Source organism: Pseudonocardia zijingensis (assembly GCF_042657305.1).
Classification (GTDB): domain Bacteria; phylum Actinomycetota; class Actinomycetes; order Mycobacteriales; family Pseudonocardiaceae; genus Pseudonocardia; species Pseudonocardia zijingensis.
The window spans coordinates 1-25,580 of sequence record NZ_JBHSKO010000032.1 but is presented as its reverse complement, the minus strand read 5'-3'; the positions used below and the strand labels follow the sequence as shown (position 1 = coordinate 25,580).

24 protein-coding genes are annotated in these 25,580 nt (G+C 69.7%); 17 read left to right on the top strand and 7 right to left on the bottom strand.

Annotated elements, in window-relative coordinates; translation table 11 throughout:
* The first annotated feature begins 2 nt into the window (after positions 1-2).
* The 7 genes from ACFPL3_RS37325 (at position 3) to ACFPL3_RS37295 (ending at position 7,330) form a co-directional block, all read left to right on the top strand.
* Positions 3-653, top strand: coding sequence for a nucleotide exchange factor GrpE (locus ACFPL3_RS37325; protein ID WP_343938927.1), 651 nt, complete (start codon positions 3-5; stop codon positions 651-653).
* A gap of 3 nt (positions 654-656) precedes the next feature.
* Positions 657-1,673, top strand: a complete 1,017-nt coding sequence (locus ACFPL3_RS37320) for a DnaJ C-terminal domain-containing protein (protein ID WP_343938926.1) — start codon at positions 657-659, stop codon at positions 1,671-1,673.
* Positions 1,673-2,047 (top strand): chaperone modulator CbpM, encoded by a 375-nt coding sequence (locus ACFPL3_RS37315; protein ID WP_343938924.1) that lies wholly within the window; start codon positions 1,673-1,675, stop codon positions 2,045-2,047. The genes ACFPL3_RS37320 and ACFPL3_RS37315 overlap by 1 nt, the downstream gene beginning before the upstream one ends.
* Entirely contained in the window at positions 2,047-4,674 is a 2,628-nt protein-coding gene (gene clpB / locus ACFPL3_RS37310; protein ID WP_343938922.1) for an ATP-dependent chaperone ClpB, read from the top strand. Before ACFPL3_RS37315 ends, clpB begins: the two co-directional genes overlap by 1 nt.
* 82 nt (positions 4,675-4,756) lie before the next feature.
* On the top strand, positions 4,757-5,143 hold the full coding sequence (gene trxA, locus ACFPL3_RS37305; RefSeq protein ID WP_343938920.1) for a thioredoxin: 387 nt from the start codon (positions 4,757-4,759) through the stop codon (positions 5,141-5,143).
* The gene (locus ACFPL3_RS37300) at positions 5,140-6,870 is read left to right on the top strand and encodes an FAD-dependent oxidoreductase (protein ID WP_343938918.1); all 1,731 of its coding nucleotides are present in this window, start codon (positions 5,140-5,142) and stop codon (positions 6,868-6,870) included. The genes trxA and ACFPL3_RS37300 overlap by 4 nt, the downstream gene beginning before the upstream one ends.
* Positions 6,871-6,886: 16 nt before the next feature.
* Positions 6,887-7,330 (top strand): DUF1931 family protein, encoded by a 444-nt coding sequence (locus ACFPL3_RS37295; RefSeq protein WP_343938916.1) that lies wholly within the window; start codon positions 6,887-6,889, stop codon positions 7,328-7,330.
* Positions 7,331-7,334: 4 nt separating this feature from the next.
* Here the strand turns inward: ACFPL3_RS37295 and ACFPL3_RS37290 are convergent, their stop codons facing one another.
* The 3 genes from ACFPL3_RS37290 to ACFPL3_RS37280 all read right to left on the bottom strand — a co-directional run bounded on the left by ACFPL3_RS37290 (position 7,335) and on the right by ACFPL3_RS37280 (position 9,625).
* On the bottom strand, positions 7,335-8,180 hold the full coding sequence (locus ACFPL3_RS37290; RefSeq protein WP_343939022.1) for a SigB/SigF/SigG family RNA polymerase sigma factor: 846 nt from the start codon (positions 8,178-8,180) through the stop codon (positions 7,335-7,337).
* A gap of 211 nt (positions 8,181-8,391) precedes the next feature.
* Entirely contained in the window at positions 8,392-9,003 is a 612-nt protein-coding gene (locus ACFPL3_RS37285) for a hypothetical protein (protein ID WP_343938914.1), read from the bottom strand.
* Between the two features lie 226 nt (positions 9,004-9,229).
* On the bottom strand, positions 9,230-9,625 hold the full coding sequence (locus ACFPL3_RS37280) for an STAS domain-containing protein (protein WP_343938912.1): 396 nt from the start codon (positions 9,623-9,625) through the stop codon (positions 9,230-9,232).
* Positions 9,626-9,856: 231 nt separating this feature from the next.
* On the opposite strand from ACFPL3_RS37280, the gene ACFPL3_RS37275 reads away from it, so the two are divergent.
* The 6 genes from ACFPL3_RS37275 (at position 9,857) to ACFPL3_RS37250 (ending at position 16,907) form a co-directional block, all read left to right on the top strand.
* The gene (locus tag ACFPL3_RS37275) at positions 9,857-11,866 is read left to right on the top strand and encodes an erythromycin esterase family protein (protein ID WP_343938910.1); all 2,010 of its coding nucleotides are present in this window, start codon (positions 9,857-9,859) and stop codon (positions 11,864-11,866) included.
* A 48-nt stretch (positions 11,867-11,914) separates the two neighbouring features.
* On the top strand, positions 11,915-12,607 hold the full coding sequence (locus tag ACFPL3_RS37270; RefSeq protein WP_343938908.1) for a dienelactone hydrolase family protein: 693 nt from the start codon (positions 11,915-11,917) through the stop codon (positions 12,605-12,607).
* Positions 12,608-12,626: 19 nt separating this feature from the next.
* Positions 12,627-13,220: a hypothetical protein gene (locus ACFPL3_RS37265; RefSeq protein WP_343938907.1), complete on the top strand. Its 594-nt coding sequence runs from the start codon at positions 12,627-12,629 to the stop codon at positions 13,218-13,220.
* A 102-nt stretch (positions 13,221-13,322) separates the two neighbouring features.
* Complete coding sequence (locus ACFPL3_RS37260) at positions 13,323-14,351, top strand: glucose 1-dehydrogenase (RefSeq protein ID WP_343938906.1); 1,029 nt, start codon at positions 13,323-13,325, stop codon at positions 14,349-14,351.
* Positions 14,351-15,250, top strand: a complete 900-nt coding sequence (gene gnd / locus ACFPL3_RS37255; protein WP_343938905.1) for a phosphogluconate dehydrogenase (NAD(+)-dependent, decarboxylating) — start codon at positions 14,351-14,353, stop codon at positions 15,248-15,250. Before ACFPL3_RS37260 ends, gnd begins: the two co-directional genes overlap by 1 nt.
* A gap of 4 nt (positions 15,251-15,254) precedes the next feature.
* Entirely contained in the window at positions 15,255-16,907 is a 1,653-nt protein-coding gene (locus tag ACFPL3_RS37250) for an alpha-amylase family protein (protein ID WP_343938903.1), read from the top strand.
* Here ACFPL3_RS37250 and ACFPL3_RS37245 read toward each other — a convergent pair.
* A complete protein-coding gene (locus ACFPL3_RS37245; protein ID WP_343938902.1) occupies positions 16,846-18,858 on the bottom strand; it encodes a glycoside hydrolase family 13 protein in 2,013 nt (670 codons plus the stop codon). The two genes, ACFPL3_RS37250 and ACFPL3_RS37245, sit on opposite strands and share 62 nt — an antisense overlap.
* A 636-nt stretch (positions 18,859-19,494) precedes the next feature.
* Between ACFPL3_RS37245 and ACFPL3_RS37240 the strand changes: the two genes are divergently transcribed.
* Both ACFPL3_RS37240 and ACFPL3_RS37235 read left to right on the top strand, forming a co-directional pair.
* Positions 19,495-19,623, top strand: a complete 129-nt coding sequence (locus tag ACFPL3_RS37240; RefSeq protein WP_343938900.1) for a thioredoxin family protein — start codon at positions 19,495-19,497, stop codon at positions 19,621-19,623.
* A complete protein-coding gene (locus ACFPL3_RS37235; RefSeq protein WP_343938898.1) occupies positions 19,620-20,042 on the top strand; it encodes a hypothetical protein in 423 nt (140 codons plus the stop codon). The genes ACFPL3_RS37240 and ACFPL3_RS37235 overlap by 4 nt, the downstream gene beginning before the upstream one ends.
* 536 nt (positions 20,043-20,578) lie before the next feature.
* Here ACFPL3_RS37235 and ACFPL3_RS37230 read toward each other — a convergent pair.
* Together ACFPL3_RS37230 and ACFPL3_RS37225 are read right to left on the bottom strand one after the other, a co-directional pair.
* Positions 20,579-21,337: an N-acetylmuramoyl-L-alanine amidase gene (locus ACFPL3_RS37230; protein ID WP_343938896.1), complete on the bottom strand. Its 759-nt coding sequence runs from the start codon at positions 21,335-21,337 to the stop codon at positions 20,579-20,581.
* A gap of 224 nt (positions 21,338-21,561) precedes the next feature.
* Positions 21,562-21,951, bottom strand: a complete 390-nt coding sequence (locus ACFPL3_RS37225; protein WP_343938894.1) for a MerR family transcriptional regulator — start codon at positions 21,949-21,951, stop codon at positions 21,562-21,564.
* Positions 21,952-22,010: 59 nt separating this feature from the next.
* Between ACFPL3_RS37225 and ACFPL3_RS37220 the strand changes: the two genes are divergently transcribed.
* Positions 22,011-22,730: an SDR family oxidoreductase gene (locus ACFPL3_RS37220; RefSeq protein ID WP_343938892.1), complete on the top strand. Its 720-nt coding sequence runs from the start codon at positions 22,011-22,013 to the stop codon at positions 22,728-22,730.
* Positions 22,731-22,733: 3 nt separating this feature from the next.
* Here the strand turns inward: ACFPL3_RS37220 and ACFPL3_RS37215 are convergent, their stop codons facing one another.
* Positions 22,734-22,955: a hypothetical protein gene (locus ACFPL3_RS37215; protein ID WP_379590577.1), complete on the bottom strand. Its 222-nt coding sequence runs from the start codon at positions 22,953-22,955 to the stop codon at positions 22,734-22,736.
* A 398-nt stretch (positions 22,956-23,353) separates the two neighbouring features.
* Between ACFPL3_RS37215 and ACFPL3_RS37210 the strand changes: the two genes are divergently transcribed.
* Complete coding sequence (locus ACFPL3_RS37210) at positions 23,354-24,994, top strand: alpha/beta-hydrolase family protein (protein WP_343938890.1); 1,641 nt, start codon at positions 23,354-23,356, stop codon at positions 24,992-24,994.
* The last annotated feature ends 586 nt before the right edge of the window (positions 24,995-25,580 follow it).

The window sequence follows — 25,580 nt, the reverse complement described above, 5'->3', positions numbered from 1 at the left end:
CGATGAGCGAGCCCACGGCAGACGAGTCCTCCGGCCGGTCGGGGGCCGCCGAACCGGAGCGACACCGGCAGATGCCGGAGCGCACCGGCGCGGAGGAGGGGGATCCACCCCCCGGGGCGGCGATGGGCGACGAGCGGGCCACCGCCCCGGCGGGCGGGATGTCACCGCCGGAACCCGACGGTGCCGATGCCGCGCCCGAGCCCGAGCCCGCTGAGCCGACTGCGGCCGAGCTGGAGGACCGCTGGCGGCGCACCGCGGCGGACCTGGACAACCTGCGCAAGCGGTGCGCCCGCGAGATCCGGCGGGAGCGGATGGCCGAGCGGGAGCTGGTGGCGGCGGCGTTCCTGCCGGTGCTCGACAGCATGGACCGCGCCCTCGCGCACGCCGGGTCGGACCCACGGTCGATCATCGAGGGGGTCCGCGCAGTGCGCGAGCAGGCCCTCGCCGTGCTGGCCGGCCTCGGTTACAGCCGGGAGGACGAGACCGGTGTGCCCTTCGACCCGGCCCGCCACGAGGTGGTCGGCGTGATCGAGGCGGACGGTGACAAGACGAAGCCGGGTTCGGTCGCAGAGGTCGTTCGGCCGGGTTACGGCTCCGGGGAGCGGCAGCTCCGGCCGGCGGCGGTGACCGTGGCACAGGCTCCGGGGGGTTAGCCGATGGCCCGGGACTACTACGAGGTTCTCGGGGTGTCGCGCGACGCCGGTCCGGAGGAGCTGCAACAGGCGTTCCGCCGGCTCGCGCGGGCCAACCACCCGGACGTCAACAAGGACCCTGCGGCGGAAGAGCGGTTCAAGGAGATCAACGAGGCCTACCACGTGCTGTCGGACCCGGAGTTGCGCAAGCGCTACGACCGCTTCGGCGAGGACTACCGGCGCGTCCCGGACGACTGGGAGGAGCGCGTGGGTGCAGGGACGGGCGGAGTGGGGGCCGCGCCAGGAGGCTACTCCGGGGGGCGGCGGTACGGCGGGCCGACGGGCGGGGCACGCGGCTACGGCGGCGGTTTCGGCGCGGACTTCGGCGCGGATATCGGCGGCGGCTTCGGAGGCGTGGACCTCGAGGACCTGTTCGGCGGGCTTTTCGGCGGCAGGGGGAGCGGCCGGGTGGGCCGCGTGCCGGGTGCTGACCAGGAGGCGCAGCTCCCGCTCACCGTCGAGGAGGCCTACCGCGGTGGCCGCCGTCAGGTCACGCTGAACGGTCCGGACGGGCCACGGACCTACAACGTGACCATCCCGCCCGGGGTCACTGACGGCAGGCGAATCCGACTGGGGGGCCAGGGCGGGCGCGGGATCGGCGGTGGCCCCGCGGGCGACCTCTACCTGGTCGTGCGGCTCCTGCCGCACGCGCGCTACCGGGTGGAGGGCAAGGACATCACAGTCGACCTCCCGCTGGCGCCGTGGGAGGCCGCGCTCGGCGCGAACGTCCCGGTCCTCACACCTGCCGGCGAGACGAAGGTCGTCGTGCCCCAGGGCAGCTCGACCGGGCGGAGGCTGCGCCTGCGCGGGGAGGGCATGCCCGATCCGGGCGGTCGGCCGGGCGACCTCTATGCCGAGGTCAAGATCATGGTGCCGCCGCGGCTCACCGACCGGGAGCGGGAGCTGTTCACCGAGCTCGCCGCGGTCTCGACGTTCGATCCGCGGGGGACCGGTTCCGACGATCCGAGGGGAAGCCGCTGATGAGCATGCGGTACCTGCCAGTCAGGCGGGCCCGGCGGGTGAGCCGCGGCCGCATCGACCAGGAGGAGTTCGCCCGGCGTTGCGGGCTGCATCCCGAGCTCGTCCGGCGGTTCGTCGCGCTCGGCCTGGTGCCTGCGGCATGGGACGCCGACGGCGCTCTGTGGTTCAGCCCGTCGCAGGTGTCCGCCGTCGCGCGGTTGCAGCGCCTGCACGCGGCGCTCCCGCTCAACTACGCCGCCCTCGGGCTGGTCGTCGACCTGCTCGACCGGATCACCGAACTCGAGACCGCCCTGCACGCCCGGGGACGAACCGAACCGGTGCGACCACGAGCGGACACCCGATCGGCCGCCGTCGACCAGGAAGGGAACGCGTGATGGACCTGAACCGCCTGACGCAGATGTCCCAGCAGGCTCTGTCGGCCGCCCAGGACGTGGCGACGAGGCGCGGCCACCCGGAGGTCGACGGCGAGCACCTGCTGCTGGCGCTGCTCGATCAGCCCGAGGGCCTGGTGACCCGCCTGCTGACCGCGATGGACGCCAACCGGGACGCGCTGCGCGCGGACCTGGAGGCCGAGCTCGGGCGCAAGCCGCGCACCACCCGCCCGGCGGCCCAGCCCGGGCAGATCTCGGTCACCCAACGGCTGGCCCGGGTGCTCGAGGCTGCGCAGCGCGAGGCCGCCCGCCTGAAGGACGAGTACGTGTCGGTCGAGCACCTGCTCGTGGCACTGGCCGAGGAGGGCCCAGGGACCGCGGCGGGTCGGCTGCTGGCCGCGCACGGCGTCACCCGCGACGCGTTCCTCGCCGCGCTGACCCGGGTGCGCGGCAACCAGCGCGTCACCTCGGCCACCCCGGAGGCCACCTACGAGGCTCTTGCGAAGTACGGCACCGACCTGGTGGAGTCCGCGCGCTCCGGGCGGCTGGACCCGGTCATCGGCCGCGACGCCGAGATCCGCCGCGTGGTGCAGATCCTGTCCCGCAAGACGAAGAACAACCCGGTGCTCATCGGCGACCCCGGCGTCGGCAAGACCGCGATCGTCGAAGGGCTGGCTCAGCGCGTCGTCAACGGTGACGTTCCCGAGGGGCTGCGTGATCGCACGATCTTCGCGCTGGACATGGGTTTGCTCGTGGCCGGCGCGAAGTTCCGCGGCGAGTTCGAGGAGCGACTGCAGGCCGTGCTGGCCGAGGTGAAGGCCGCCGAAGGCCGGATCCTGCTGTTCATCGACGAGCTGCACAACGTGGTGGGGGCCGGAGCCGCCGAGGGCGCGATGGACGCCGGCAACATGCTCAAACCGATGCTGGCCCGCGGTGAGCTGCACATGATCGGCGCGACCACCCTCGACGAGTACCGCAAGCGCATCGAGAAGGACGCCGCCCTGGAGCGCCGCTTCCAGCCGGTCTACGTCGACGAGCCGAGCGTCGAGGACACGGTGTCGATCCTGCGAGGGCTGCGCGAGCGGCTGGAGGTGTTCCACGGCGTCCGGATCCTCGACGGCGCGCTGATCGCCGCCGCGACCCTGAGCAGCAGATATCTGACCGACCGATTTCTGCCGGACAAGGCCATCGACCTCGTCGACGAAGCCTGCGCACGACTGCGCACCGAGATCGACTCCATGCCCGCCGAGCTCGACGAGATCACTCGCAAGGTCATGCGGTTGGAGGTCGAGGAAGCGGCGCTCGAGAAGGAGGAGGACGCGGCGTCGGTCGCCCGGCTCGACCAGCTGCGCCGCGAGCTGGCCGACCTCCGCTCGGAGGCCGATGCCAAGCGGGCCCAGTGGGACGCGGAGCGGCAGGCGATCCGGCGGGTGCAGGACCTGCGCGCGGAGCTGGAGCAGGTGCGCCGGGAGGTCGAGGAGGCCGAGCGGCGCTATGACCTCAACCGCGCTGCCGAGCTGCGTTTCGGCCGGCTCGGCGAGCTGGAGCGGAAGCTGGAGTCGGAGAGCAGGCGGCTCGTCGAGAAGCAGGGCGAGCACCCCCTGCTCCGTGAGGCCGTGACCGCCGAGGAGGTCGCCGAGATCGTCTCCGTGTGGACCGGGATTCCGGTGTCCCGGCTGACCGAAGGGGAGCGCGAGAAGCTGCTGCGCCTCGACCAGGTGCTGCACCAGCGGGTCGTCGGCCAGGACGAGGCCGTGCAGGCGGTCGCGGACGCCATCATTCGGGCACGGTCAGGGGTCAAGGACCCCCGCCGGCCGACCGGTTCGTTCATCTTCCTCGGCCCGACCGGCGTCGGGAAGACCGAGCTGGCCAGGGCATTGGCCGAGGCGCTGTTCGACTCCGAGGAGAACATCGTCCGGATCGACATGAGCGAGTACCAGGAGCGGCACACCGTGTCGCGGCTGGTCGGGGCACCGCCGGGGTACGTCGGCTACGAGGAGGGCGGGCAGCTGACCGAGGCGGTCCGGCGCCGCCCCTATGCGGTGATCCTCTTCGACGAGATCGAGAAGGCACATGCCGACGTGTTCAACACGCTGCTGCAGGTCCTGGACGACGGCCGGCTCACCGACGCGCAGGGTCACACCGTGGACTTCCGGAACACCGTGATCATCATGACGTCGAACATCGGGTCGCAGTACCTGCTCGACGGTGTGACGCCGGACGGCCAGCTCAAGCCGGAGGCGCGGGATCTCGTGCTGGCTGAGCTGCGCGGGCATTTCCGGCCGGAGTTCCTCAACCGGATCGATGACACCGTGCTGTTCACACCGCTGAACCTCGGCGAGATCGAGGACATCGTCGAGCTGATGATCGCCGAGCTACGCGCTCGGCTCGCCGAGCGCCACCTGACGCTGGAGATCGACGCGGACGCCCGCCGTCTCATCGCGGAACAGGGCTACGACCCGGTGTACGGGGCCCGGCCCCTGCGCCGGCTCATCGCCCGCGAGGTCGAGACCCGCATCGCCCGCGCGCTGATCCGCGACGGCGCGATCGAGGGCACCACGCTGCGGGTGGAGCGAGACGGCGATCAGCTCGTCGTCGCCCACAGGGCGGCGGCGGGAGCACCGTCGTGAAAGAGGTGGCGGGAAGGTGAGCGCCCCAGCGACACCGCGGACGAGCATCGTCACCTGTCCGCGGTGCGGCAAGCGCAACCGGGTGCCTGCCGCGGCCGATGCGCTGCCGAAGTGCGGGAGCTGCCACCAGGCGCTGCCCTGGATCACCGATGCGGGCGACGACGATTTCGCGATGATCGCGGAGCGATCCCCGATTCCAGTCGTCGCCGACCTGTGGGCGACGTGGTGCGGGCCCTGCCGGATGGTGAGCCCGGCCCTCGAGCAGTTGGCAACCGAACGGGCCGGCGAGATCAAGCTGGTGAAGGTCGATGTCGACGCGGCGCCGCGACTGGCGCAACGCTTCGAGGTGCACGCCGTCCCGACGCTGCTCGTGCTGCGTGGCGGTGAGGTGATCGCCCGTCAACCCGGCGCGGCCCCGCTGCCCGCGCTGCGTCGCTGGCTGGACGAAGCGCTGCGGGCGTCCGGGTGACGGCCCCCGGCACACCGGGCATCGAGGAACTGCTGGCAACGGTGCCTCCGGGGGAGACCCCTGACCTGAACGGCGCGTATCCGCGGTTCGACGAGCCGCGGATCGCCTCGCTGGAAGCGCTGGGCGAACGGCGGCCGACCGAGCGCGGCGAGGTGCTCATCGCCGAGGGCGACCAGGAGCGCACCTTCTACGTCGTGCTCGCCGGCAGGGTCGCCGTCGTGGAGGCGTTCGGGACCGCCGAACAGCGGGTGGTGTGGGTGCACGGGCCCGGCCGCTTCCTCGGCGAGCTCGGACTGGTGACGGGGCAGGCAGCGTTCCTCACCAGCGTCGTGGCCGAACCGGGGGAAGTGCTCGCGGTCCCGGCCGACCGGTTCCGCGCGCTCGCCACCGAGGATCCGGCGTTCGGAGACACCGTGCTGCGCGCCTACCTGGTGCGACGCTCACTCGCCCTCGGCGAGGGGATCGGGTTCCGGATCGTCGGCTCGCGCTTCTCCCCCGGCTCCCGGCGGCTGCTCGAGTTCGCCGCCCGCAACCGGCTTCCCCACCGGTTCGTCGATCTGGAGACGGACCCGTCGGCCGAGCGCCTGATTCGTGAGCTGGACCTCGCCCCCTCCGACACGCCGATCGTGCTGTTCCGGAACCGGCTGCTGCGCAACCCGTCCACGACGGAGCTGGCTGCCGAGTTCGGGCTGTACGAACCCGCGGTGGAAGGCGGTGTAGCGGACCTGGTGGTCGTCGGTGCCGGGCCCGCCGGACTCGCGGCTGCGGTCTACGGCGCGTCGGAAGGCCTGGAGACGGTGTTGCTCGACGCCGTCGCAACGGGGGGGCAGGCCGCCCGAACATCGAGGATCGAGAACTACCTCGGCTTCCCCACCGGGATCTCGGGCGGCGAGCTCGCCGAGCGCGCCCTGCTGCAGGCCGAGAGGTTCGGAGCCCACCGGGCGGTGCCGGCGAAGGCCGTGGGCATGCGGTGGCGCGACGGTGACTACGTGCTGGAGCTCGCGGACGGTCACCAGGTGGCCGCCCGCTGTGTGGTGATCGCGACCGGCGTGCACGTCCGGAGGCTGAAGGCTCGGCGGCTGGAGGAGTTCGAGGACGCCTGCGTCTACTACGCGGCCACGCCCGTGGAGGCCCGCCAGTGCATCGGCGATCCGGTGGTGGTGGTCGGAGGGGGTAACTCGGCGGGTCAAGCTGCCGCCTTCCTCGCCGGCCATGCCGTCGAGGTGCGAATGGTGCTCAGGGAGGGGTCGCTCGACGAGCAGATGTCGCGCTACCTCGCCGACCGGATCGCTCACGACCCGCGCATCGAGGTGCACCTGCGTGCCGAGGTCGAGGAGTTGGAGGGCGAGAGCGGCCAGCTCGCGTCCGTCGTCGTACGCGACACGAGGACCGGGCATCGATACCGCCTGCCCGCCCGCTATCTCATGGTGTTCATCGGCGGGGACCCGTGCACGTCATGGCTGTCCGACTCGGTGGCCCTCGACGCCGGCGGCTACGTCCTGACCGGACCGAACGCGCAGCGCGCCGTCGGTGACGCGACGCTTGCCGGGCCGGCCCCCTCGCTGCTCGAGACCAGCTGGCCCGGCGTGTTCGCCGCCGGCGACGTGCGAAGCGGATCGGTCAAGCGGGTGGCCTCGGCGGTGGGGGAGGGCGCGATGGCCGTCCGATTCGTGCACGAACACCTGGCGACGGCCAGGGGACCGACGACCGAGGAATGCGCCGAGTAGTGCGAAGGAGGCGGGCATGGCTGGAATTCCCGAGCTGAAGCGGTTCTTCCGCTCGGCGGCAGGCATCGATGTGGACAAGGACGACCTGAAGCGTTTCCGGCTCTTCGTCGACGAGAAGGTCGACGACATCGCCATCGCCGGCCGCAACAGCGCGCGCTGGAACGGCCGGGACGTCATCGAACCGCAGGACCTGCCGATCACCAAAGGCCTGCAGGAGCGGATGCGCGAGTTCGACAAGCTCGACGAGGCCGTGGAGATCCGCGAGCTGTTGAGTCGCACCCTGCGCCGTCCCCCTGACGACATCACGTTCAGCGAGGAGACCGCGGACGTGCTCAGCGAGGTGTTCGGCGGCATCAGCATCGCCTTGGCGCGCTCGTTCCGCATCGTCGACCCCGGCCTGACCAACCCGTCCACCGAGCATTGGGACCGTGCGTTCGAGCTGTTCCGACTGCTGCTCTGACACTTCAGGTGTCGGCGGTCAACCCTTCCCGCAGTTTCTTCAGGGTCGCGGTCAGCAGTCGGGACACGTGCATCTGCGAGAGGCCGACCTCGTCAGCGATTTGGGTCTGTGTCATGTTCCCGAAGAACCGCAGTAGTACGATCCTCCGCTCCCGCTCGGTCAGGGCGTCGAGCAGCGTGCCGAGTACCTCCCGGTCTTCGACGAGTGCCATGCCCGGGTCGAGTTCGGAGAGGGCACCGGCGTGGAGGGCCCCGTCCTCGGGTTCCATGCTGCCCGAATCGTCGAGCGACAGGCAGCGGTAGGCCTCGCGCACCAGGAGGACCTCGACGACCGCGGACACCGCGATATCGAGCCTTGCCGCGATCTCGCTCGGTCTGGGAGCTCGGAAGAGCTCCTGGCTCAGCTGGCTGACGGCCGTGCCGATGAACGCATCCAGCTCCTTGATCCGCCGCGGTACCCGCACCGACCATGTGCGGTCGCGGATCCAGCGCATCACCTCACCGGTGATCGTGGGTATGGCGAAGGAGAGGAACTCGCAGCCGCGGTCGGGGTCGAACCGGTCCACCGCACCGATCAGCCCGAGCGTGGCCACCTGCTCGAGGTCCTGCAGGGGCTCGCCCCGCCGGATGAATCGCCTTGCGATGTGCCGAGCGAGTGGCAGGTGCTCGATGATCAGCCGATCCCGCAGCCCGGAACGACGGCGGTGGTCTTCAGGTAGCCGGGCCAGATCTGTGAATAGCAGGCTGAGATGTGTGTACTCATTTGGCGACCGCGTGCCTCGAGGGCCGGATGGACGTTCGGGTCCGCCGTAGAACAAGGACTGGAGTCGAGCACCGTGGGTTTGGGTCATCGTCACGATCGCCCCGCTACCGTCGGCACCTGCCTCAACGCTTCGCCTATGAACTCCTCGTACTTCACGGGACCTCCTCACACAGGGGTGGAGGTTCCACGTTCTCCCTGGTCGGAGGGCCCCGGCCCCGGCCCGAGCCAGTGAAGTCCGCGGCCCCGGGTCGGCACCGCGGGTCAGCGCCGAACCGGCGCCAGGCGTGCCGCAGCACAGATCAGCCGCTGGTCAGGTATCGCCCGGGGTCGCTGGCCGCGCGGGCACCGCTCGCGAGCCAGCGTCGGAACCCCACGGGATTCCGGCGTTCGAGCTCGTCGAGGTAGGCCGCCCGCAGCGCGGCGATCCGCGTGAGCTCATCCGGCTCCGATGCACGCGTGACCGCAAGGTAGCTGCGCCTCCATTCCCAGCACAGGGCCGAGGTCGGGAGCGCCCGCACGGGCGGGGCGTCGGGTGGTCTCCTGGGAGCCCCGGGCGGTCGCGGAGGAGTCGAGGCCGGAGCCGCCGCCGCATTCCCACCGGATGCATCAGGCGCCAGTCGCAGCACCAGGAACGCGACCAGCGCCGTGATCGCGGCGGCGATACCGATCGGAGGCGCGGCCGATCCGAACAGCGTGTGCAGGCCATTCAGTACGAGAACTCCGACGAACCCGATCGTGGCGGGGCGCCAGGCCTCTGACCAGGCATCCCAGCCGGTCTTCGCCTTGCCGTCGCACTTCAACACCCACGCGAGTCGGGCTGCTGCGGCCATGCCGGCGGTGAGCAGACCGAGCGTCACGACGGTCGGGCCGAGTCGCAGCAGACCTGACAGCGCCAGCACGCCCACCATCATCAGGACGATCCAGCGCCAGGTCTCGTGTCGCGACATGACGAATCCTCCCGATACCCGCCCGCGGCTCTGGGTGCCTGTCTCAGCAGCTGCTCTCCCAGATGTCCACCGGACTCGACGCGCCAACCACGTCCGGGAGGGCCAGATCCGACGTCCGGTTCACCCTGCCGGGTCAAGGGAGCGATCGATCGGAACGTTCTCCGTCGGTGCCCGTCTCCGTACGGGTCCGTCAGGCGTCCATGCGCAGCGCTCGCTCGGCGGAGGCGACGCTGTCGTGGATGTCGAACATGTCCCCGCCGGGAGCGCTGATGAGCGCGTGATCCACGGCACCGCCGCGCGTGACGAAGTAGAGGCCGATGTCCGCGCGGCCGGCCCTGCGGGCGAGGGCGACGAGCGTCGCCACGGCATCGGGTTGCAGCTCCGACAGTCCGGTCAGATCGGTTACTACCGCCCACGGCGACGAATCGAGGCACCGCTCGACGGCCGCCTGCAGCTCGTCAACGGTGGCGGGGCTCAATCGGCCGCGCGCCTGCAGCAGCGGCACGCCGGGCCGCAGCAGATCGATCTCCACGGCGAAGGCCGCGCGCGTGTCATCCGCATGCATGCCGCCTCCCTGACGCAGCACGTACGAATCGTCGCGCCCATTCAACGAGCGGATCGCCGGGGGCGGTGTCCGAATCACGCAGGGTCTGAGCCGATTCGCGCAGGATGCGGTGACCGCGGCGCGTCGTGGTGTCGATGCCGGCGTAGGTGCCCCGTGAGCGGCACTTGGTCGGACGGGTCTGGCCCCGGCGGGCCGATGCCCCCCGATCCCCCTGACGGCACCGTCGGTGCATCCGACCGTCGGGAGGACGAGATGCCGGATCGAGTCTTCCGGGACCGCCGGGACGCCGGGCAGGCGCTCGCCGGCCTGCTCGACCGGTACCGAGGTCGCCCGGACGTGGTGGTGCTGGGGTTGCCGCGTGGCGGGGTCCCGGTGGCATTCGAGGTCGCTCGCGCGCTGGGCGCGCCGCTGGATGTCTTCGTGGTCCGCAAGCTGGGCGTGCCGGGCCGCGAGGAGCTGGCCATGGGGGCGATCGCCAGCGGCGGGGTGATCGTGATCAACGAGGACGTCGTACGGGGCCTGCTCATCGGCCAGGACACGATCCAGCGCGTCGCCGAGGAGGAGGGGCGCGAGCTGCTGCGCCGGGAGCAGGCCTACCGGGACGGGCGCCCGATGCCCGAGCTCGCCGGCAAGCGGATCATCCTCGTCGATGATGGGCTCGCCACCGGCTCGAGCATGCACGCGGCGATCGTCGCCCTGCGGGAGCACCAGCCGGAGCGGATCGTCGTCGCGGTGCCGGCTGCGCCGAAGTCCACGTGCCAGCAGCTCGAAGCGATCGCCGACGAGGTCGTCTGCGCGACGACGCCGGCGCCGTTCCTCGCTGTCGGCGCCTCGTACTGGGACTTCACCCAGACGACGGACGAGGAAGTGCGTGACCTGTTGCGCGCAGCGGCGACCTCGATCCCGGCGGGGAAGGCCGAGCCGACCGTCAACGAGACGGATGTGATCCGGTCGGCCGCGATCCAGACCGAGGACGGCGTCCCGTCCGACGACGTGCTGTTCGACCTCGTCGGCGATGCTCACTTCGTGCTGCTCGGGGAGGCGACGCACGGCACCGGCGACTTCTACGCCGCACGCGCGGTCATGACGCGGCGGCTCATCGAGGAGAAGGGGTTCCGCGCGGTCGCGGTGGAGGCGGACTGGCCGGACGCCTACCGCGTGAACCGGTACGTCCGGGGTCATGGTTCCGACGCCGATGCGGAGGAGGCGATGCGCGGCTTCCAGCGCTTCCCCACCTGGATGTGGCGCAACGCGGTCGTCCTCGACTTCGTCGGTTGGCTGCGGGAGCACAACGACCGCATCGCCGAGGAGCGGAGCCGCACCGGCTTCTACGGACTCGACCTCTACAGCCTCTACCGCTCCATCGACGAGGTCATCACCTACCTCGACCGGGTGGATCCGGCGGCGGGCCAGCGGGCCAGGGAGCGCTACGGCTGCTTCGACCACTACGGCACCGACGACGGCCAGACGTATGGACTTGCCGCCGCGATGGGCGCCGGGGACACCTGCGAGGAGGAGGTGGTCGACCAGCTCGTCGACCTGCAGCGCCACGCCGCGGAGTACGGCCGCCGCGACGGGCTGCTGGCCGCGGACGAGGCCATGTACGCCGAGCAGAACGCCAAGGTGGTGAAGAACGCGGCGGAGTACTACCGCTCGATGTTCAGCGGGAGGGCCCTGTCGTGGAACCTGCGGGACCGACACATGGCCCAGACCCTGGAGGCGGTCCGCGACCACCTGACCGGGCAGCACGCTGAGCCTGCGAAGGTCGTGGTGTGGGAGCACAACTCCCACCTCGGCGACGCCAGGGCGACGGAGATGTCGGCCCGCGGCGAGCTGAACGTGGGCGAGCTCGTCCGCGAGCGGCACCCGGACGATTGCGTGAGCCTGGGCTTCACCACGTACACCGGCACGGTGACCGCCGCCGACGACTGGGGTGGGGAGGCGCAGCGCAAGTGGGTGCGTCCGGCACTGCCGGGCAGTGTCGAGGAGCAGTTCCACGAGGTCGGGCAGAAAGAGTTCATGCTGTCCTTCCGGCGGTCGGCGCGTGCCGCCGAGATCCTGCGGTCGGCGCGACCGGAGCGGGCGATCGGCGTGATCTACCGCCCCGACACGGAACGGCAGAGCCACTACTTCCGGGCGCGGGTGTCCGACCAGTTCGACGCGGTGATCCACATCGACGACACCCGGGCCGTCGAACCCCTCGAACGAACTGCGGTGTGGGAGACGGGCGAGGCGCCCGAGACCTACCCCTTCGCGGTCTGAGGCACGCGACATCCCGACGGCGTGCGTCGCCGCTCCGAGGAGGACACCATGAGCGCCCCGAGCGCCACGCATCGTTCCGTACAGATCCCCGTCGCCGGCGCGATGCTGGAGGCCGACGTGGGAATGCCACCCACCCACTACGGAGCGGTGCTGTTCGCCCATGGCAGCGGGAGTGGCCGCCACAGCCCGCGCAACCGCTACGTCGCGGACCAGCTCAACAGCGCGGGCCTGGTCACCGTGCTGGCGGATCTGCTCACGCGGGACGAGGAGCTGCTCGACCTGCGGACCGCGACGCTGCGCTTCGACATCGGCCTGCTCGCGGCACGGGTCACCGGAGTTGCGGACTGGGTGGTCAACAGCGACCTCGTCACTTCCCCGCAGATCGGTCTCTTCGGGGCCAGCACCGGCGCCGCGGCCGCTCTCATCTGCGCCGCCACCCGGCCGAGCACCGTGCGGGCCGTCGTCTCCCGGGGCGGACGGCCCGACCTGGCAGACACGCACCTGACCGCGGTGCGCCAACCGACGTTGCTGATCGTCGGGGAACGCGACCCCGTCGTCGTCGAGCTCAACCGCCGGGCGGCGCGCAAGCTGGCCGGCGAGACCCGCCTCGAGATCGTCCCCGGTGCGACGCACCTGTTCGAAGAACCCGGGGCGCTGGAGCTGGTCGCCGGTCTGGCGGGGAGCTGGTTCCGCCGTCACCTCCAGCCGGTCCCGGCCGACGACGGGGGGCACCATGGCTGACGACGAGTGCAGTCCGACGATGGAGCAGGCCGGTGCGGTCTCGGTGTTCCGGCTGGAACCCGAGCTGATCGATACCGTTGTCCGCGGCGAAGCCGATCGGCGGGCGGATGACGCGCTGGCCGACGCGGTGGCGACGGTCCTGCCCTGGCACGCCGAGCTGCCGCCTGAGATGGCCGGGCACCTGAAGAGGCTCATCCGGTACTTCGGAGGTGACGACGGACTCCTCCGATGGCTGGACGAGCATCCCGGCCGACCCCGGGTGGTCGCGCGGTCCTACCACCTCGTGGGGCTCCTCGACGGGATCAGCGGCTCCCGCGCGGTCATCACAGCACTGGGAGAGCTGCGCGAGCGCAACCCCTACCCGCCGGGTCTGGAACGCTACCTCCCTCCGGACACCGACTCGGGCTCGCTGGCCTCGCTCGCCCAGCACATCGAGTCGCTGCTCGGTGAGGGTCGGGATGGCGATGCGGTGGCGCTCTCGCGCGCCACCATCGAGATGCTGACGGCCCTGGCGCAGAGAGCCGCCGAGCTCGATCCGGAGCTGCGAGAGCTGGGTGAGCACGTGGAGCAAGTCCGGCGCGAGATCGAGGAGGCCGCCTCCGACCCCGGCTGACCGGGGAGTTCGACACGGATCGGCTCGACGGAACAGTGGGGCAGGTACATGCTCGCCATCGTCGTCACTCCCGGGTCCCCGGGCGGAGAGCGATTGGGTCGGGTGGAGGAGCCCGAGCGCGCAGGAGACCAGTTGCTGGTGCGGACGCTCGCGCTGGGCGTGTGCGGAACGGACCGCGAGATCCTCGATGGTCGCTACGGCTGGGCTCCGCCGGGACGAGACTGGCTGGTGCTCGGCCACGAGTCGGTCGGGCGTGTGACAGAGGCACCCTCCGGCAGCGGTTTCGCGCCGGGAGACCTCGTCGTCGGGGTCGTCCGGCGGCCGGACCCCGAGCCATGCATGTGCTGTATGCAGGGCGATTTCGACATGTGCCGCAACGGCGGCTACCGGGAGCGTGGGATCAAGGAGCTCGACGGTTATGGCGCCCAACTGGTTCCGCTCGAGCCGGAGTTCGCCGTGAAGGTGGATCCGGCACTGGGGCTGCTCGGCGTCTTGACCGAACCGACCAGTGTCGTCGCGAAGGCTTGGGAGCAGATCGACCGCATCCGCTACCAGGGCTGCCGCCCGGCGGCAACTGCGCTGATCACCGGCGCGGGCCCCATCGGCCTCCTCGCAGCACTGCTCGGCGCCCAGCGAGGCCTCGACGTCCACGTCGTGGATCGGATGCGGGAGGGCACCAGGCCGGAGCTGGCCAGGATGTTGGGGGCCTCCTACCACAGCGGCCCGATCGCGGACGTGTGCCGCTCGGCGGAGCCAGACGTCGTGCTCGAGTGCACAGGTCGGCCGGAGGTCGTGGTCGAAGCGTTGCGGTGCCTGGCACCGGCAGCGGTCGCGTGCCTGCTCGGGATCTCTCCACGAGGGCGGGCCCTGAACGTCGACGTGGGGGCGCTCAACAACGAGTTGGTGCTCGAGAACCACGTGGTTTTCGGTTCGGTCAACGGGAACCACCGACACTTCGCCGCCGCCGCGGACGCACTGGCCGCCGCCGATCCCCTGTGCCTGGGGCGAATGATCACCCGCAGCGTTCCGCTCGTCGACTGGACGCAGGCCCTCGAGAGGCGGGACACGGACATCAAGACGGTCATCGAATTTGCTGACGAGGCGCAAGAACTTCGGAACAGGGAGATGTGATGAGAGTTGGAATCGTCGGTCTCGGTCGGATGGGAGCAGGTCTTGCGCAGGCCGCGATCGACCACGGCCACGATGTGATCGGCTACGACCCGGGTACGAAGAGCGGGAAGGTGCTCGCCGACCGGGGGCTGGCACTGGTGACAACACTCGGTGAACTGATCGACGAGCTGCCGTCGCCCCGGATCATCCTCGTCTACGTCCCCCACGGTGACCCGACCGAGCAGGTGTGCGAGCAACTGCGTGCATCGGCGTCGACCGGCGACGTCGTGGTCGACGGTGGGAACTCGCATTGGGAGGACTCCCGCCGGCGCCACCGCGAGTTCGCGCAAGAGGGCATCCGGTTCGTCGACCTCGGCACGAGCGGCGGACTGTGGGGCGCGCGTCACGGCGCATGCTTCATGGCCGGTGGGGACCCCGACGCCTACCAGATGATCGAGCCGCTGCTGCGCGAACTGGCGTTCGATGAACGGGCGACGCTGTACGCGGGCGCACCCGGATCGGGACACTTCGTGAAGCTGGTTCACAACGCGATCGAGTTCGGCATGGTGCAGTCGATCGCCGAGGGCGTCGAGCTGATGACGCGTTCGGGATTCGAGCTCGACCTGCCGGCCGTGTTCGACAACTGGAACCACGGCTCGGTCATCCGCTCGTGGTTGGTGGAGTTGATGGGCGACGCCCTACGCAAGAATCCCGACCTGTCGCGCCTCGCCACCTACGTGGAGGACACCGGGGAAGTGAAATGGGTGGTGCGCTGGGCGCTGGAGCGTGACATCCCGACACCGGTGGTGAGTGAGAGCCAGCAGGCGCTGATGGGCTATCGAGACCTCGATGCCCCGGTGGCCAAGGCGGTAGCGCTCCTGCGGAACGGCTTCGGCGGACACCCGGTGCACGAGCGTTGATGACATGGTTGAGCGCTGGTATCGGAACGGGGCGATCTATTCGGTCGATGTCGGGTTGTTCCAGGACACCAACGGGGACGGAGTCGGTGATTTCAACGGAATGACGAGCAGGCTCGACTACCTGTCGCGGCTCGGTGTGACGACGATCTGGCTCAACCCGATCCACCCCTCGCCGCGGCGGGACGGCGGATATGACGTCACCGACCACTACGGTGTCCATCCGCGGTTCGGCAGCTTCGGCGACTTCTGCACCTTCCTGAGCGGCGCCGGTGAGCGCGGCATGCGCGTGCTGCTCGACTTCGTGGTCAATCACACCAGCGACCAGCACCCGTGGTTCCAGGCGGCCCGAGCAGACCGCAGCTCGCCGCTGCGGGACTGGTACTTGTGGTCGGACACCGAGCCTGCCGATCGCTTCGAAGGCCCGGTCTTCCCAGGGATCGAGAACGAGATCTGGACCTACGACGAGGCGGCGGGCGCCTGGTACCGCCACCGCTTCTACTCCTTCGAACCGGATCTGAACACCGAGAACCCCGAGGTGCGCACCGAGATCCGCAAGATCGCGGAGACGTGGTTGCGGGTCGGTGTCGCGGGCTTCCGTGTGGACGCGGCACCGTTCTTGATCGAGTCGAAGCGGCCGGGATCGACGCTGAAGCCTTCGAAGCGGGACTTCAGCCTCTACCGGGAGCTGTGCGAGAGCGTGTCGTGGCGTCGTGGTGATGCCGCCCTGCTGGCCGAGGCGAACGTGTCCAACGAGGACGTGCTGGAGTACTTCGGCCACGCGGACGGCGCAGCGAGCCGATTCCACATGATCTTTGCGTTCCGGCTCAACCAGGCGATCATGCTTGCGCTTGCTCGCCAGGACGCCCGGCCGGTCATCCGGACCGTGCGGGAGCTACCCGACCTTCCCCGGCACGGGCAATGGGCGACCTTCCTGCGTAACCACGACGAGGTGGACCTGGGTCGGCTCACTCCCGACGAGCGGCAGGAGGTGTTCGCCGCGTTCGGGCCGGATCCGGACATGCAGCTCTACAACCGCGGGATCCGCCGCCGCCTCGCGCCCATGCTCCGAGGCGACCGGCGCCGCATCGAGATGGCCTACAGCCTGCAGTTCACCATGCCGGGAACGCCGGTGATCCGCTACGGGGACGAGATCGGTATGGGGGAGAACCTCGAGCTCCCCGAGCGGGAGGCGATCCGGACCCCCATGCAGTGGGACGACACCCCGAACGCGGGATTCTCCCGGGCGGACCCGTGTGACCTGCCGGTGCCGGTGATCAGCGACGGCCCCTACGGCTACCGGCAGGTGAACGTCACCGATCAACGCCGCGATCCACACAGCCTCCTGGTGTGGTTCGAACGCATACTGCACACCCTGCGCGAGTGCGAGGAGATCGGCAGCGGACAGCACGTGATGCTCGATGCCGGACCACCGCACGTGCTCGTGCATCGTGCGTCGACGGAGACCGGCGCGCTGCTGTTCCTCCACAACCTCGGCGACGTGCCGTGCCGGGTCGACGTGGGCGAGCAGCACCGGGACCAGCCAGGCCGACCGCTCAGCCTCGCCGCGGACGGCGAGTACGACGAGAAGGTCGACCTCACGGCCCTCGATCTGTCCGGCTACGGCTATCGGTGGATCCGTCTGCGGCGTGACCCGTAGTGTCTCGCCGCTGACCCGTGCGCCGGTACACCCGTCCTTCCCACGGTCGCAGGACAAGGGGGACGGTGCCCGGCTCCGGCGGCGTTCCGATCAGCAGCTCGGCGTGCGCCCACTCGGACGCATCCGGCAGGTCCACGGCCGCGTCGGCCGAGGAGAAGTTGCCCAGGACGAGGAGCTCGACGTCGTCCAGTCGCCGGAGGAAGGCGTAGATCTGCTCGTCGTGCGGAAGCAGCATCTCGAAGCTGCCGTGCACGATCACCGGCTCGGCGTGGCGAAGCTCGATCAGCTTGCGATAGTGGTGGAACACCGAGTCCGGGTCGGCGAGGGCCGCTTTCGCGTTGACCTCCGAGTAGTTGGGGTTGACCTGTATCCACGGCGGGTGCGTGCTGAAACCCGCCCATGGGCCGGTGTCCCACTGCATCGGTGTTCGGGCATTGTCCCGACTCATCAGCCGCAGCGCGGCGAGCGTGTCGTCCGGGCTCGCCGCCCCGGATCCGGTGGTCGCGTCGTAATGGTTGAGCGACTCGATGTCCCGGAACTCGTCGAGCTTCTCGAAGGGCGCATTGGTCATTCCCAGTTCTTCGCCCTGGAAGATGTACGGGGTTCCGCGGTGCAGATGGAGCACGGTGGCAAGCATCTTCGCCGACGCCACCCGGTGCTCCCGGTCGTTCCCGTAACGGGAGACCACCCTCGGTTGATCGTGGTTGCTCCAGTACAGGCTGTTCCAGCCGACGTCGGCCAACCCGGCCTGCCAACGGCCGAGTGAGGCCTTGAGATCGCGCAGGTCGAGGCCGATGTAGTCCCATTTGGTATCGCCCTGGTCCAGCTGGACGTGCTCGAACTGGAAGACCATGTCCAATTCTGCGCGCCTGGGGTCGGTGAACAATCTCGCTTCGTCCACCGTCACGCCGGGCATCTCCCCGACGACGAGGTACTTCTCCGGTCGGCCGGCAAACACGTTCCGGCGCATCTCCTGTAGAAAATCGTGAACATGCGGCCCGCAGACGAAATGTTCGGACCCGTCGGCGTAAGGCTGATGGGGGAGGTGATGTCCGTCTGGTAGATCGGGTTCCTTGGAAATCAGATTGATCACGTCCATGCGAAATCCATCGACACCGCGGTCGAGCCACCATCTCATCATTGCGTACACGGCGTGCCGGACCTCGGGGTTCTCCCAGTTGAGATCGGGTTGCTTCCGGGAGAAGAGGTGTAGATAGTATTCGCCCGACGCGTCGTCGAACTCCCACGCCGGACCCGAGAATATCGACGCCCAGTTCGTCGGCTCTGCGCCGGGGGTGCCCGGTTCCATGCCGTACCGCGGTGGCCGCCACCAGTACCAATCCCGTTTTGGAGATGTAGTGCTCGATCTCGAGTCCTGGAACCAGGGATGCTCATCGGAAGTGTGGTTGACGACGATATCCATTATCAGGCGCATTTCGCGCTCGTGCACCGAGCGCAACAACTCGTCGAGATCCTCCATGCTGCCGAAGAGTGGGTCGATGTCTTGGTAGTTCGTGATGTCGTAGCCGTGGTCGGCCTGTGGAGACGGGTAGACAGGTGACAACCAGAGCACGTCCACTCCGAGGGTGGCCAGGTAGTCCAGTCTGGATTTGATCCCTCCGAGATCACCGACTCCGTCGGAGTTCGAATCAGCGAAGCTGCGGGGGTAGATCTGGTAGACCACTGCGCTCTTCCACCACTGATCGGCGAGTTCCTGGTTCTGGGCAACGGTGCCCGGCGCCGAGCCCGGCCGGGACGTTGACGTCGAAGATCCCACGGTGTGCTCCTTGACTCTCCGGCTGGTGTCGGCCGACAGCTCATTCGAAAGTGCCGCCACGGCGGAAGGCGGTCGACGACCTTCCGGCACCAGATTCGACCGCCGCCTCAGCCCCGACGGGCCGGGCACCAAGCCGATCACGGTGCCGCTGCCGAGTGCAGCCGCCGACACCACGCCGGGTCCTGGGTGAGTGGGCCGGTTGTGAAGGCGGAGGGAGTCCTCGGTTGCGGGCCGATCTCGAATCCGGCGCAACGGTCTCGGTCCGCTTCCCGCCTCTACCGAGCGGAGAACGCAGTCGGGGCGGTATTGCGAATCGACTGCGCGACCTTCGCGCCTTTCTCGCCGCCACCGTCTGCGTCGGCGTGTACTCATCACACCGGGCGACCACATCTGCTGCTTTCACGCGTCGAACCGCTGCACCTCGTCACGGGAGATGAATGCGCAGGCTCGCGCCTCCACCTGCCGGGTGGATGTGCCGGGTCGGTGCCGGGACGACCCTGGCGCAGGGCCGGCCGGGTTACGTGATCTGGACGAGAGGACGCTGGATGGGCACGGAAGCCAAAGGCGCGGTGGCCGCGGCTCGTGGACGACCCCCGGCAACCGACCCGCCGGCGCTGCCTTGTACACACGGTGATCGTCGTCAGCGATCCTCGAGGGTGTGCGCGCGATCCTGCCGGTCCTGATGGATCTGTGGGCGAGGTCTACGCGAGCAGCCGGCCACCGAGCGGGCGGGTCCGATCAGGCTTGTCGCGGTCGACATCGACCGAGCCCTCGCCCTCGCGCAGCGCTTCGCGGTTCGCGGTTCGCCCGGTGCCGACCCTGATGGTGCTGAGTGACGGCGAGGTCATCGCCCGGCAGCCGGGCGCCGCACCCGTCCCGGCGCTGCGCGCCTGGCTGGACCAGCTCGGCGATCGATCAAGTAGGGAGATCACCTCATGAACCTGGGCGACCGCGCTTGGCAGGTGCCGCTGCGGCTCGCGGCCGGTGCTTACATCCTGGACTCCGGCCTGCGCAAATGGGGTGCCGGCGAGGAGGTGGCGAAACACCTACAGGAGTTCGCGAGCGGCGCGTACCCGTTCCTGGCCGAAGTCGAGCCGGCCCGGTTCGTGAAGGCGCTCTCGGTCGGCGAGGTGCTGATCGGGGCGGGCCTGCTCATCCCGTCCGTGCCCGGGCGGGTGGCGGGGCTGGGGCTGGTCGGCTTCGGTGCCGGACTGCTCGGGCTGTACGCCCGCACGCCCGGGATGCGACGTCCGGGCACACCCTTCCCCACTCAAGAGGGAATCGCGCTGGCCAAGGACGCTTGGCTCGCCGCGATCGGTGCTGCGCTCGTGCTCGGTGACCGCACTTCGTCGTCGTAGCTCGCATCCGGGGTCGCCCGGGAGGGTCTCATGCGTCCGACAGCGCAGGGCGGGTGCGCCTGAGTGAATCTGCGGGGCTGACGACCGGGCGGCGGCGTGCGACCAAGCTGATCGGACGGGATGACGAAGGGCGACCGGCGTGCGGGGGCATCGTCGCGGTCCCGACGTCCTTCTGCGCGCAGCTGGTGTTGTCGGGAATCGAGGGGAAGGAACGTGCCGGATGTGGGTGGTGATCGTTGTACCGCTGGTGATCGGAGCGTTCGCGCTCGTTCTGGAGCAGGTCGAGGCATTGCTCGACCGATCACGGGCCGCGTCGCCCGCTACGCTCGTAGCCCACCCGGCAGCCGGACGGATCGGCGGCCCGGCAGCGGTGCCGGATGAGGACGTCGGTCGTCTGCGTGTCGGAATCGACCCTGCTCCGGCGCCCACGTTGTGTGGTCGATGCTCGGCGTACGCGGGTGAGCCAGTCGTCGGGGGATGAGATCGTGGCTGCCGGCGGTGCGTGGGCCGAGACCCACGACGATGGCCATGGGCGCTCAGAGTTGCTCGTCCACCGGTTCGGGATCGGGTAGGCGCGCCTCGATCGCGTCCAGCCGGGCCATGATCTGTTCGAGTGCGAAGCCGACGTCGACGCGGCGGGCGACCTCGAGGTGTTCGCGCTCCGCCGGGGGGACCGGGCCTGCGGTGGGGTCCTTCCCCAGGTGCGTCATGACCTGGTCGCGGGCGAAGCCGACGTCCGCACGCGAGGCGAGGCTGTTGAGCTTCGCGCGGTCCTCGGGCGTGAACATGTCGTCCTCCAGGTGCTCGGCGACGAGGGCGCGGAACGCGGCCATGTCGAAGTTCGGGTCGATCTTCCGGCCGGTCGGGGCGGCCACCTCCTTGTGGCCGAGCACGCGCGCCACCGCAACGCGGTAGTGCGCGGCGAGGGCAGCGCAGAGGCGGGCGTACGCGTCGTACTGGACGGCCGGCCATGCCGCGGTGCCGGTGGCCTCCGCCTCGATCCCGATGGCCCACCTGTTGCTCATTCTCGGCTCGTGGACCACGCCGGCGTGGAAGCACAGCCCGGCCGCGACGACGTAGACGGTGCCGCTGCGGCCGAGGACGAGCTGCGCCAGCCCGCGGTCGCGGATGAAGTTCAGCGACGGCGCCTCACCGGTGGGCGCGCCGGCCGTGTGGTGGCAGACGACCGTCCGCACGCCCGACATCCGGCCGTGGCCCCTGGTCCGCCAGCCATCGACCTCGACGACGCGCAACCCGGAGCCGCGGCAGGCGTCGGCCAGGTCGAGCAGGAACACGGGCGCTCCCGCGCGCTCAGATCGGTCGGGTCACGGGCGTGACCACGTCACCGTCGTCAGGGGTCGGCATGGCGTCTCCTCCATCGGTGCCTACGGCTCGGCTGCGTCTGTGGCCGGAGGTACGAGGCGGCGGCACCGCCGCCTGATACGGACGGGGTGCAAGCGGTTGCCCATTACCCCCGGCGCGGACGACGTCACGCAGCTGCGCCGCATCGCCGAGAGGATCATTGCGAGTTCGGAGGGCCGGCCGCAGGCTGCGGGTGATCGGTGACCGTGCACCGCACCGCGTTCACGATCAGCTCGTCGAGCCGCTCACGGGCCTCGACCATGGACTCGATCTGCGCTGACATCCGGTCGCGCTCGCCGCGGAGCCTCCACACCATGTCCGGTGTCGTGAAACCGGTGTCCACCGATGGCAGCAGGGTCAGGATGGTTCTGCCGGTCAGCCCGGCCGTCTGCAGGCAACGGATGAAGCGCACCTGCTCGACGATGGCCTCGGAGTACATCCGATGCCCGCCCGAGGAACGAGCGGGCTCGATCAGCCCTTCCTCCTCGTAGTAGCGGAGCGCGCGAGCGCTGACGCCCGCTCGTTCGGCGGCCTCACCGATTCGCATCGTGATCTCCGTCTCCGCGACTTGAACTTGACAACAACGTGAAGTTCTACGGTACGCAGATGTGGATCTCAAACGCGACGGCACTCGTCACAGGCGCCGGTCGCGGCCTCGGCCACCACTTCGCCCGCGAGCTGCTCGCCCGCGGCGCGAAGGTCTACGCGACCGCCCGTGAGCCGGGGGCGCTCACGCTCGAGGGTGTGCACCCCCTCGCCCTCGACGTCACGGACCCCGACTCGGTGTCGGCCGCAGCCGACGCGGCCGCCGACGTCGATCACCTGGTCAACAACGCCGGACTGTTCCTCGGGTCCACCCTGCTCGGCGATCTCGAAGCGGTCCGGGCGGAGATGGACGTGAACTTCTGGGGCGCGTTGTCCGTCGTCCGGGCGTTCGCGCCCGTCCTGGCGTCCAACGGCGGTGGCGCCATCCTCAACGTCGCCTCCATCGCCTCGTGGTCCGCGATCCCGGGCAACAGCGGCTACGCGGTTTCGAAGGCCGCGAACTGGAACATGAGCAACGCGTTGCGTCACGAGCTCGCCGGGCAACGGACGTTGGTGACGTCGTTGCACTTCACCGCCATCGACACCGACATGCTGCGGGGGCACGACATTCCGAAGGGCGACCCGGTCGACGTGGTGCGCGCGGCGCTCGACGGCGTCGAGGCGGGCGAGTTCGAGGTGGTCGCCGACTCACCCACCCGAGCGCAGAAGGTCGCGCTCGGGGAGGACCCCCGACAGTCCTACGTGGAGCTCGCGAAGGTCTTCGACTCGCGCCACAGGTGAGCGTCACCCGCCGCAGCGAATCCAGCGTTGCCCTACGATTCGGTTCTTCTTGCCGCTGGAGGCGCTGCCTCTTTGTTGATCTTCAGTGTCGTGAAGGTCCGCGACGTGGTCGGCCGCCGCGGCGGAGTGCTCGGCCGCCAACGGGCCGTACATCGCGAACAACTCGGAATCATCGGCTACAGCCTCGCGCTCGACTGCGCACAACGCCGCCAGCCAGGCCCCCAGTCGTTCCGGCGCGAGTTCGGTACCGTCGGCGATCTGGGCGAGCCGGGGGAGTGCCAGGCCGAGTCAGCGGCGGGTGACAGCCTCACGCAGCTCGCCCTTCGACCGGAAGTGTGTACAGAACTGTTACCCACCGCGTCGGGGGAGTGTTCGTCGCGGGGGACGGTGTTACCTGTCGGGGTGTTACTCACGTCGGAGGGTGGTCGGAGCCGCTATCGTGCCGGACAGGCTGCTCCGGTTGCCGCGGCGAGCGCGCCTGACTGGCCAAGCGGAGCGTGGAGGGCGACGTGCCGGGACCATCTACGGCTGATGGCGACCCCGGGGCCGGCGCCCACAGGATGACGCTCGCATCGATCCAGAGTGTTGGCAGATTTCCACCCTGGAGACCGACGCTCAGCGGTTTGGCGCTGGGACTCCTGTTCTGGCTGCAGGCGGCGACGCCGACTTTGATCCCGCGGACCTGGGCGGTCCAGGCAGTGGTCAGCGGGGTGGCTCTCGCCGTCGGCTACGGGATCGGCACGCTTGTCGGGCGCGTCGCGCAATCGCTGCTGGAGCGCTGGGATCTGTCACCCAGCTCACGGGTCCTCCGGCGCGCGCTCGTCGTTCTGGGGATTGTCTGGCTGCTCGGTGTCGCCACCGGCGCCCTCCTCTGGGTGGGCTGGCAGAACGACCAGCGAGGCTTCATGGGGATGACGGCCGTCGGTTGGGTTGACGCGCTGCTCATGGTGGCGTCGTCCGCTGTGCTGGGGGCGGTGCTCGTCGTGATCGGCCACGCGATCGGGAAGGCCGTCGCGGCCCTCAACCGGCTCAGCCGTCGTCTGGTGCCGGCTGGTCTGGATCTGCTCGTCACCGTGCTGCTCGTCGTGGCGCTGGGCATCGTGCTCGGTGGGGTCGGCTTTCGCGCCGTCACCGCGCTCGCCAACTCCGTCTATGCACCGGTGAACGCGGGAACGAATGAGGGCACTCTGGCGCCCAACTCGTCATCGGTGTCTGGCAGCAGCGGATCGTACGTCGCGTGGAACACACTCGGGCGCATGGGCCGCGACTTCGTGGCATCGGCCACGACCGCGCACCAGCTCGAGACGTTCCACGGAGGCGACGCCGTGTTTGCTGATCCGGTGCGCGTCTATGTCGGCGTGGACTCGGCCGGCTCGGTCGAGGAGCGGGCCGAGCTGGCGGTTCGCGAGCTTGACCGCGCGGGCGGATTCGACCGGAAAGTGCTGGCCGTGTGGGTGCCGACCGGATCGGGCTGGATGATCCCCGAAGCTGCCACGGGGCTCGAGCAGTTGCACCGTGGCGACACGGCCATCGTTGCGATGCAGTACTCTTTCCTGCCGAGTCTTCTTTCCATTTTTTTGGATGGTGGGCAGGCGAACGACGCGGGAACCGCGCTCTTCAACGCGGTGCACGCGCGTTGGTCGGATCTCCCGCCGGATCAGCGGCCGGTGCTTGTCCTGTTCGGCAAGAGCCTCGGGACTGCCGGGGTGGAGGCGCCCTTCGTAGGCGGCAATGCCACGTCGTCGGTGGCTAATGTGGTCGCTCGGACCGATGGGGCGCTCATTGTCGGCGCGAAGCAAATGAACCCTATCCACTCACAGCTCACTCGTGAGCGGGAGCCGGGGTCGCCGGTCTGGCAGCCGGTCTTCGACGCGGGCCGCACCGTGCGCTTCCTGAGTCGAGATCCACACCAACCGGCGCTGGACGTCGACTGGCCGGCCCCGCGGATAGTGTATCTCCAGTATCCGTCGGATCCGGTCGCCTTTTGGAGTGTCGAGGCGCTTTGGCGGGCTCCGGATTGGATGGATCGGCCTCGGGGTTACGACGTGTCGGACGATGCGAGGTGGTTCCCGATCGTGTCCGCCGTCCAGGCGGTGGGCGATATGATTCTACAGCTCAGCACGCCGCCTGGCTTCGGACATGACTACTCGACCGATTATGTCAACGGGTGGGCCCGGGTGGTGCCACCTGACGGCTGGACGGACGCCGATACCGAGCGCCTGACCGCATTCCTCGACATCGGCGAGGGCGAGTCTGAGCCGTAAGCCGCGAAAACCGGGGCCGGACTTGCCGATCGGCCGTCGCGAGCAATCAGTACTTTCGGATGCCGGGCTGAATCTCGCGAGTGCCTGGGGGTTGAGCGAGGCAGGTCGGCGGACTGCCCTGCGGACGCCGCAGTGAATCGTCCGCAGGGGATGAGTTCAGCGGCGGGCCTGGCCGCCGGCCGTTGTGGCGTAACCAGCGGATTGGCGGCCCGTCCCCGACCCGGCTGGATGCGCGCGGTGGCGAACTCATCTCCTCCGGAGGAGGTCCGGCGCTCCGGGTGGGGACGACGGTGGTGATCCCCGCACGCGGAGATCGCACGCGGTGAGTCAGACGGAGGAGGCCGCAGTGTCCGGTCCGCACACCTCTCCCGCATCGGCATCCGCTGCGCCGCCGGGCGCGGGTGAGAGCACGCCGCCGGTGGAACCGGTCGGCGCGCGCCCGGAACAGCGGCCGAAGGCGGATCCGGCGAGCTCCGAACCCGTCGAGCGGTGAGCGGGATCGTCGTCAACCAGGAGGAACCGCTATGACCGACCCGAGCGCGAATCCCGCCGCGGCCTACGGAGTGCACTCCGAGGTCGGGAAGTT

Coding starts and splice junctions, on each gene's coding strand:
- clpB (WP_343938922.1), top strand. CDS start 2,047: ATGGACCTGAACCGCCTGACGCAGATGTCCCAGCAGGCTCTGTCGGCC.
- ACFPL3_RS37275 (WP_343938910.1), top strand. CDS start 9,857: ATGCCGGATCGAGTCTTCCGGGACCGCCGGGACGCCGGGCAGGCGCTC.
- ACFPL3_RS37235 (WP_343938898.1), top strand. CDS start 19,620: ATGAACCTGGGCGACCGCGCTTGGCAGGTGCCGCTGCGGCTCGCGGCC.
- ACFPL3_RS37225 (WP_343938894.1), bottom strand. CDS start 21,951: ATGCGAATCGGTGAGGCCGCCGAACGAGCGGGCGTCAGCGCTCGCGCG.
- ACFPL3_RS37315 (WP_343938924.1), top strand. CDS start 1,673: ATGAGCATGCGGTACCTGCCAGTCAGGCGGGCCCGGCGGGTGAGCCGC.
- ACFPL3_RS37285 (WP_343938914.1), bottom strand. CDS start 9,003: ATGATGGTGGGCGTGCTGGCGCTGTCAGGTCTGCTGCGACTCGGCCCG.
- ACFPL3_RS37290 (WP_343939022.1), bottom strand. CDS start 8,180: ATGACCCAAACCCACGGTGCTCGACTCCAGTCCTTGTTCTACGGCGGA.
- ACFPL3_RS37325 (WP_343938927.1), top strand. CDS start 3: ATGAGCGAGCCCACGGCAGACGAGTCCTCCGGCCGGTCGGGGGCCGCC.
- gnd (WP_343938905.1), top strand. CDS start 14,351: ATGAGAGTTGGAATCGTCGGTCTCGGTCGGATGGGAGCAGGTCTTGCG.
- ACFPL3_RS37270 (WP_343938908.1), top strand. CDS start 11,915: ATGAGCGCCCCGAGCGCCACGCATCGTTCCGTACAGATCCCCGTCGCC.
- ACFPL3_RS37265 (WP_343938907.1), top strand. CDS start 12,627: ATGGAGCAGGCCGGTGCGGTCTCGGTGTTCCGGCTGGAACCCGAGCTG.
- ACFPL3_RS37295 (WP_343938916.1), top strand. CDS start 6,887: ATGGCTGGAATTCCCGAGCTGAAGCGGTTCTTCCGCTCGGCGGCAGGC.
- ACFPL3_RS37320 (WP_343938926.1), top strand. CDS start 657: ATGGCCCGGGACTACTACGAGGTTCTCGGGGTGTCGCGCGACGCCGGT.
- ACFPL3_RS37250 (WP_343938903.1), top strand. CDS start 15,255: ATGGTTGAGCGCTGGTATCGGAACGGGGCGATCTATTCGGTCGATGTC.
- ACFPL3_RS37220 (WP_343938892.1), top strand. CDS start 22,011: ATGTGGATCTCAAACGCGACGGCACTCGTCACAGGCGCCGGTCGCGGC.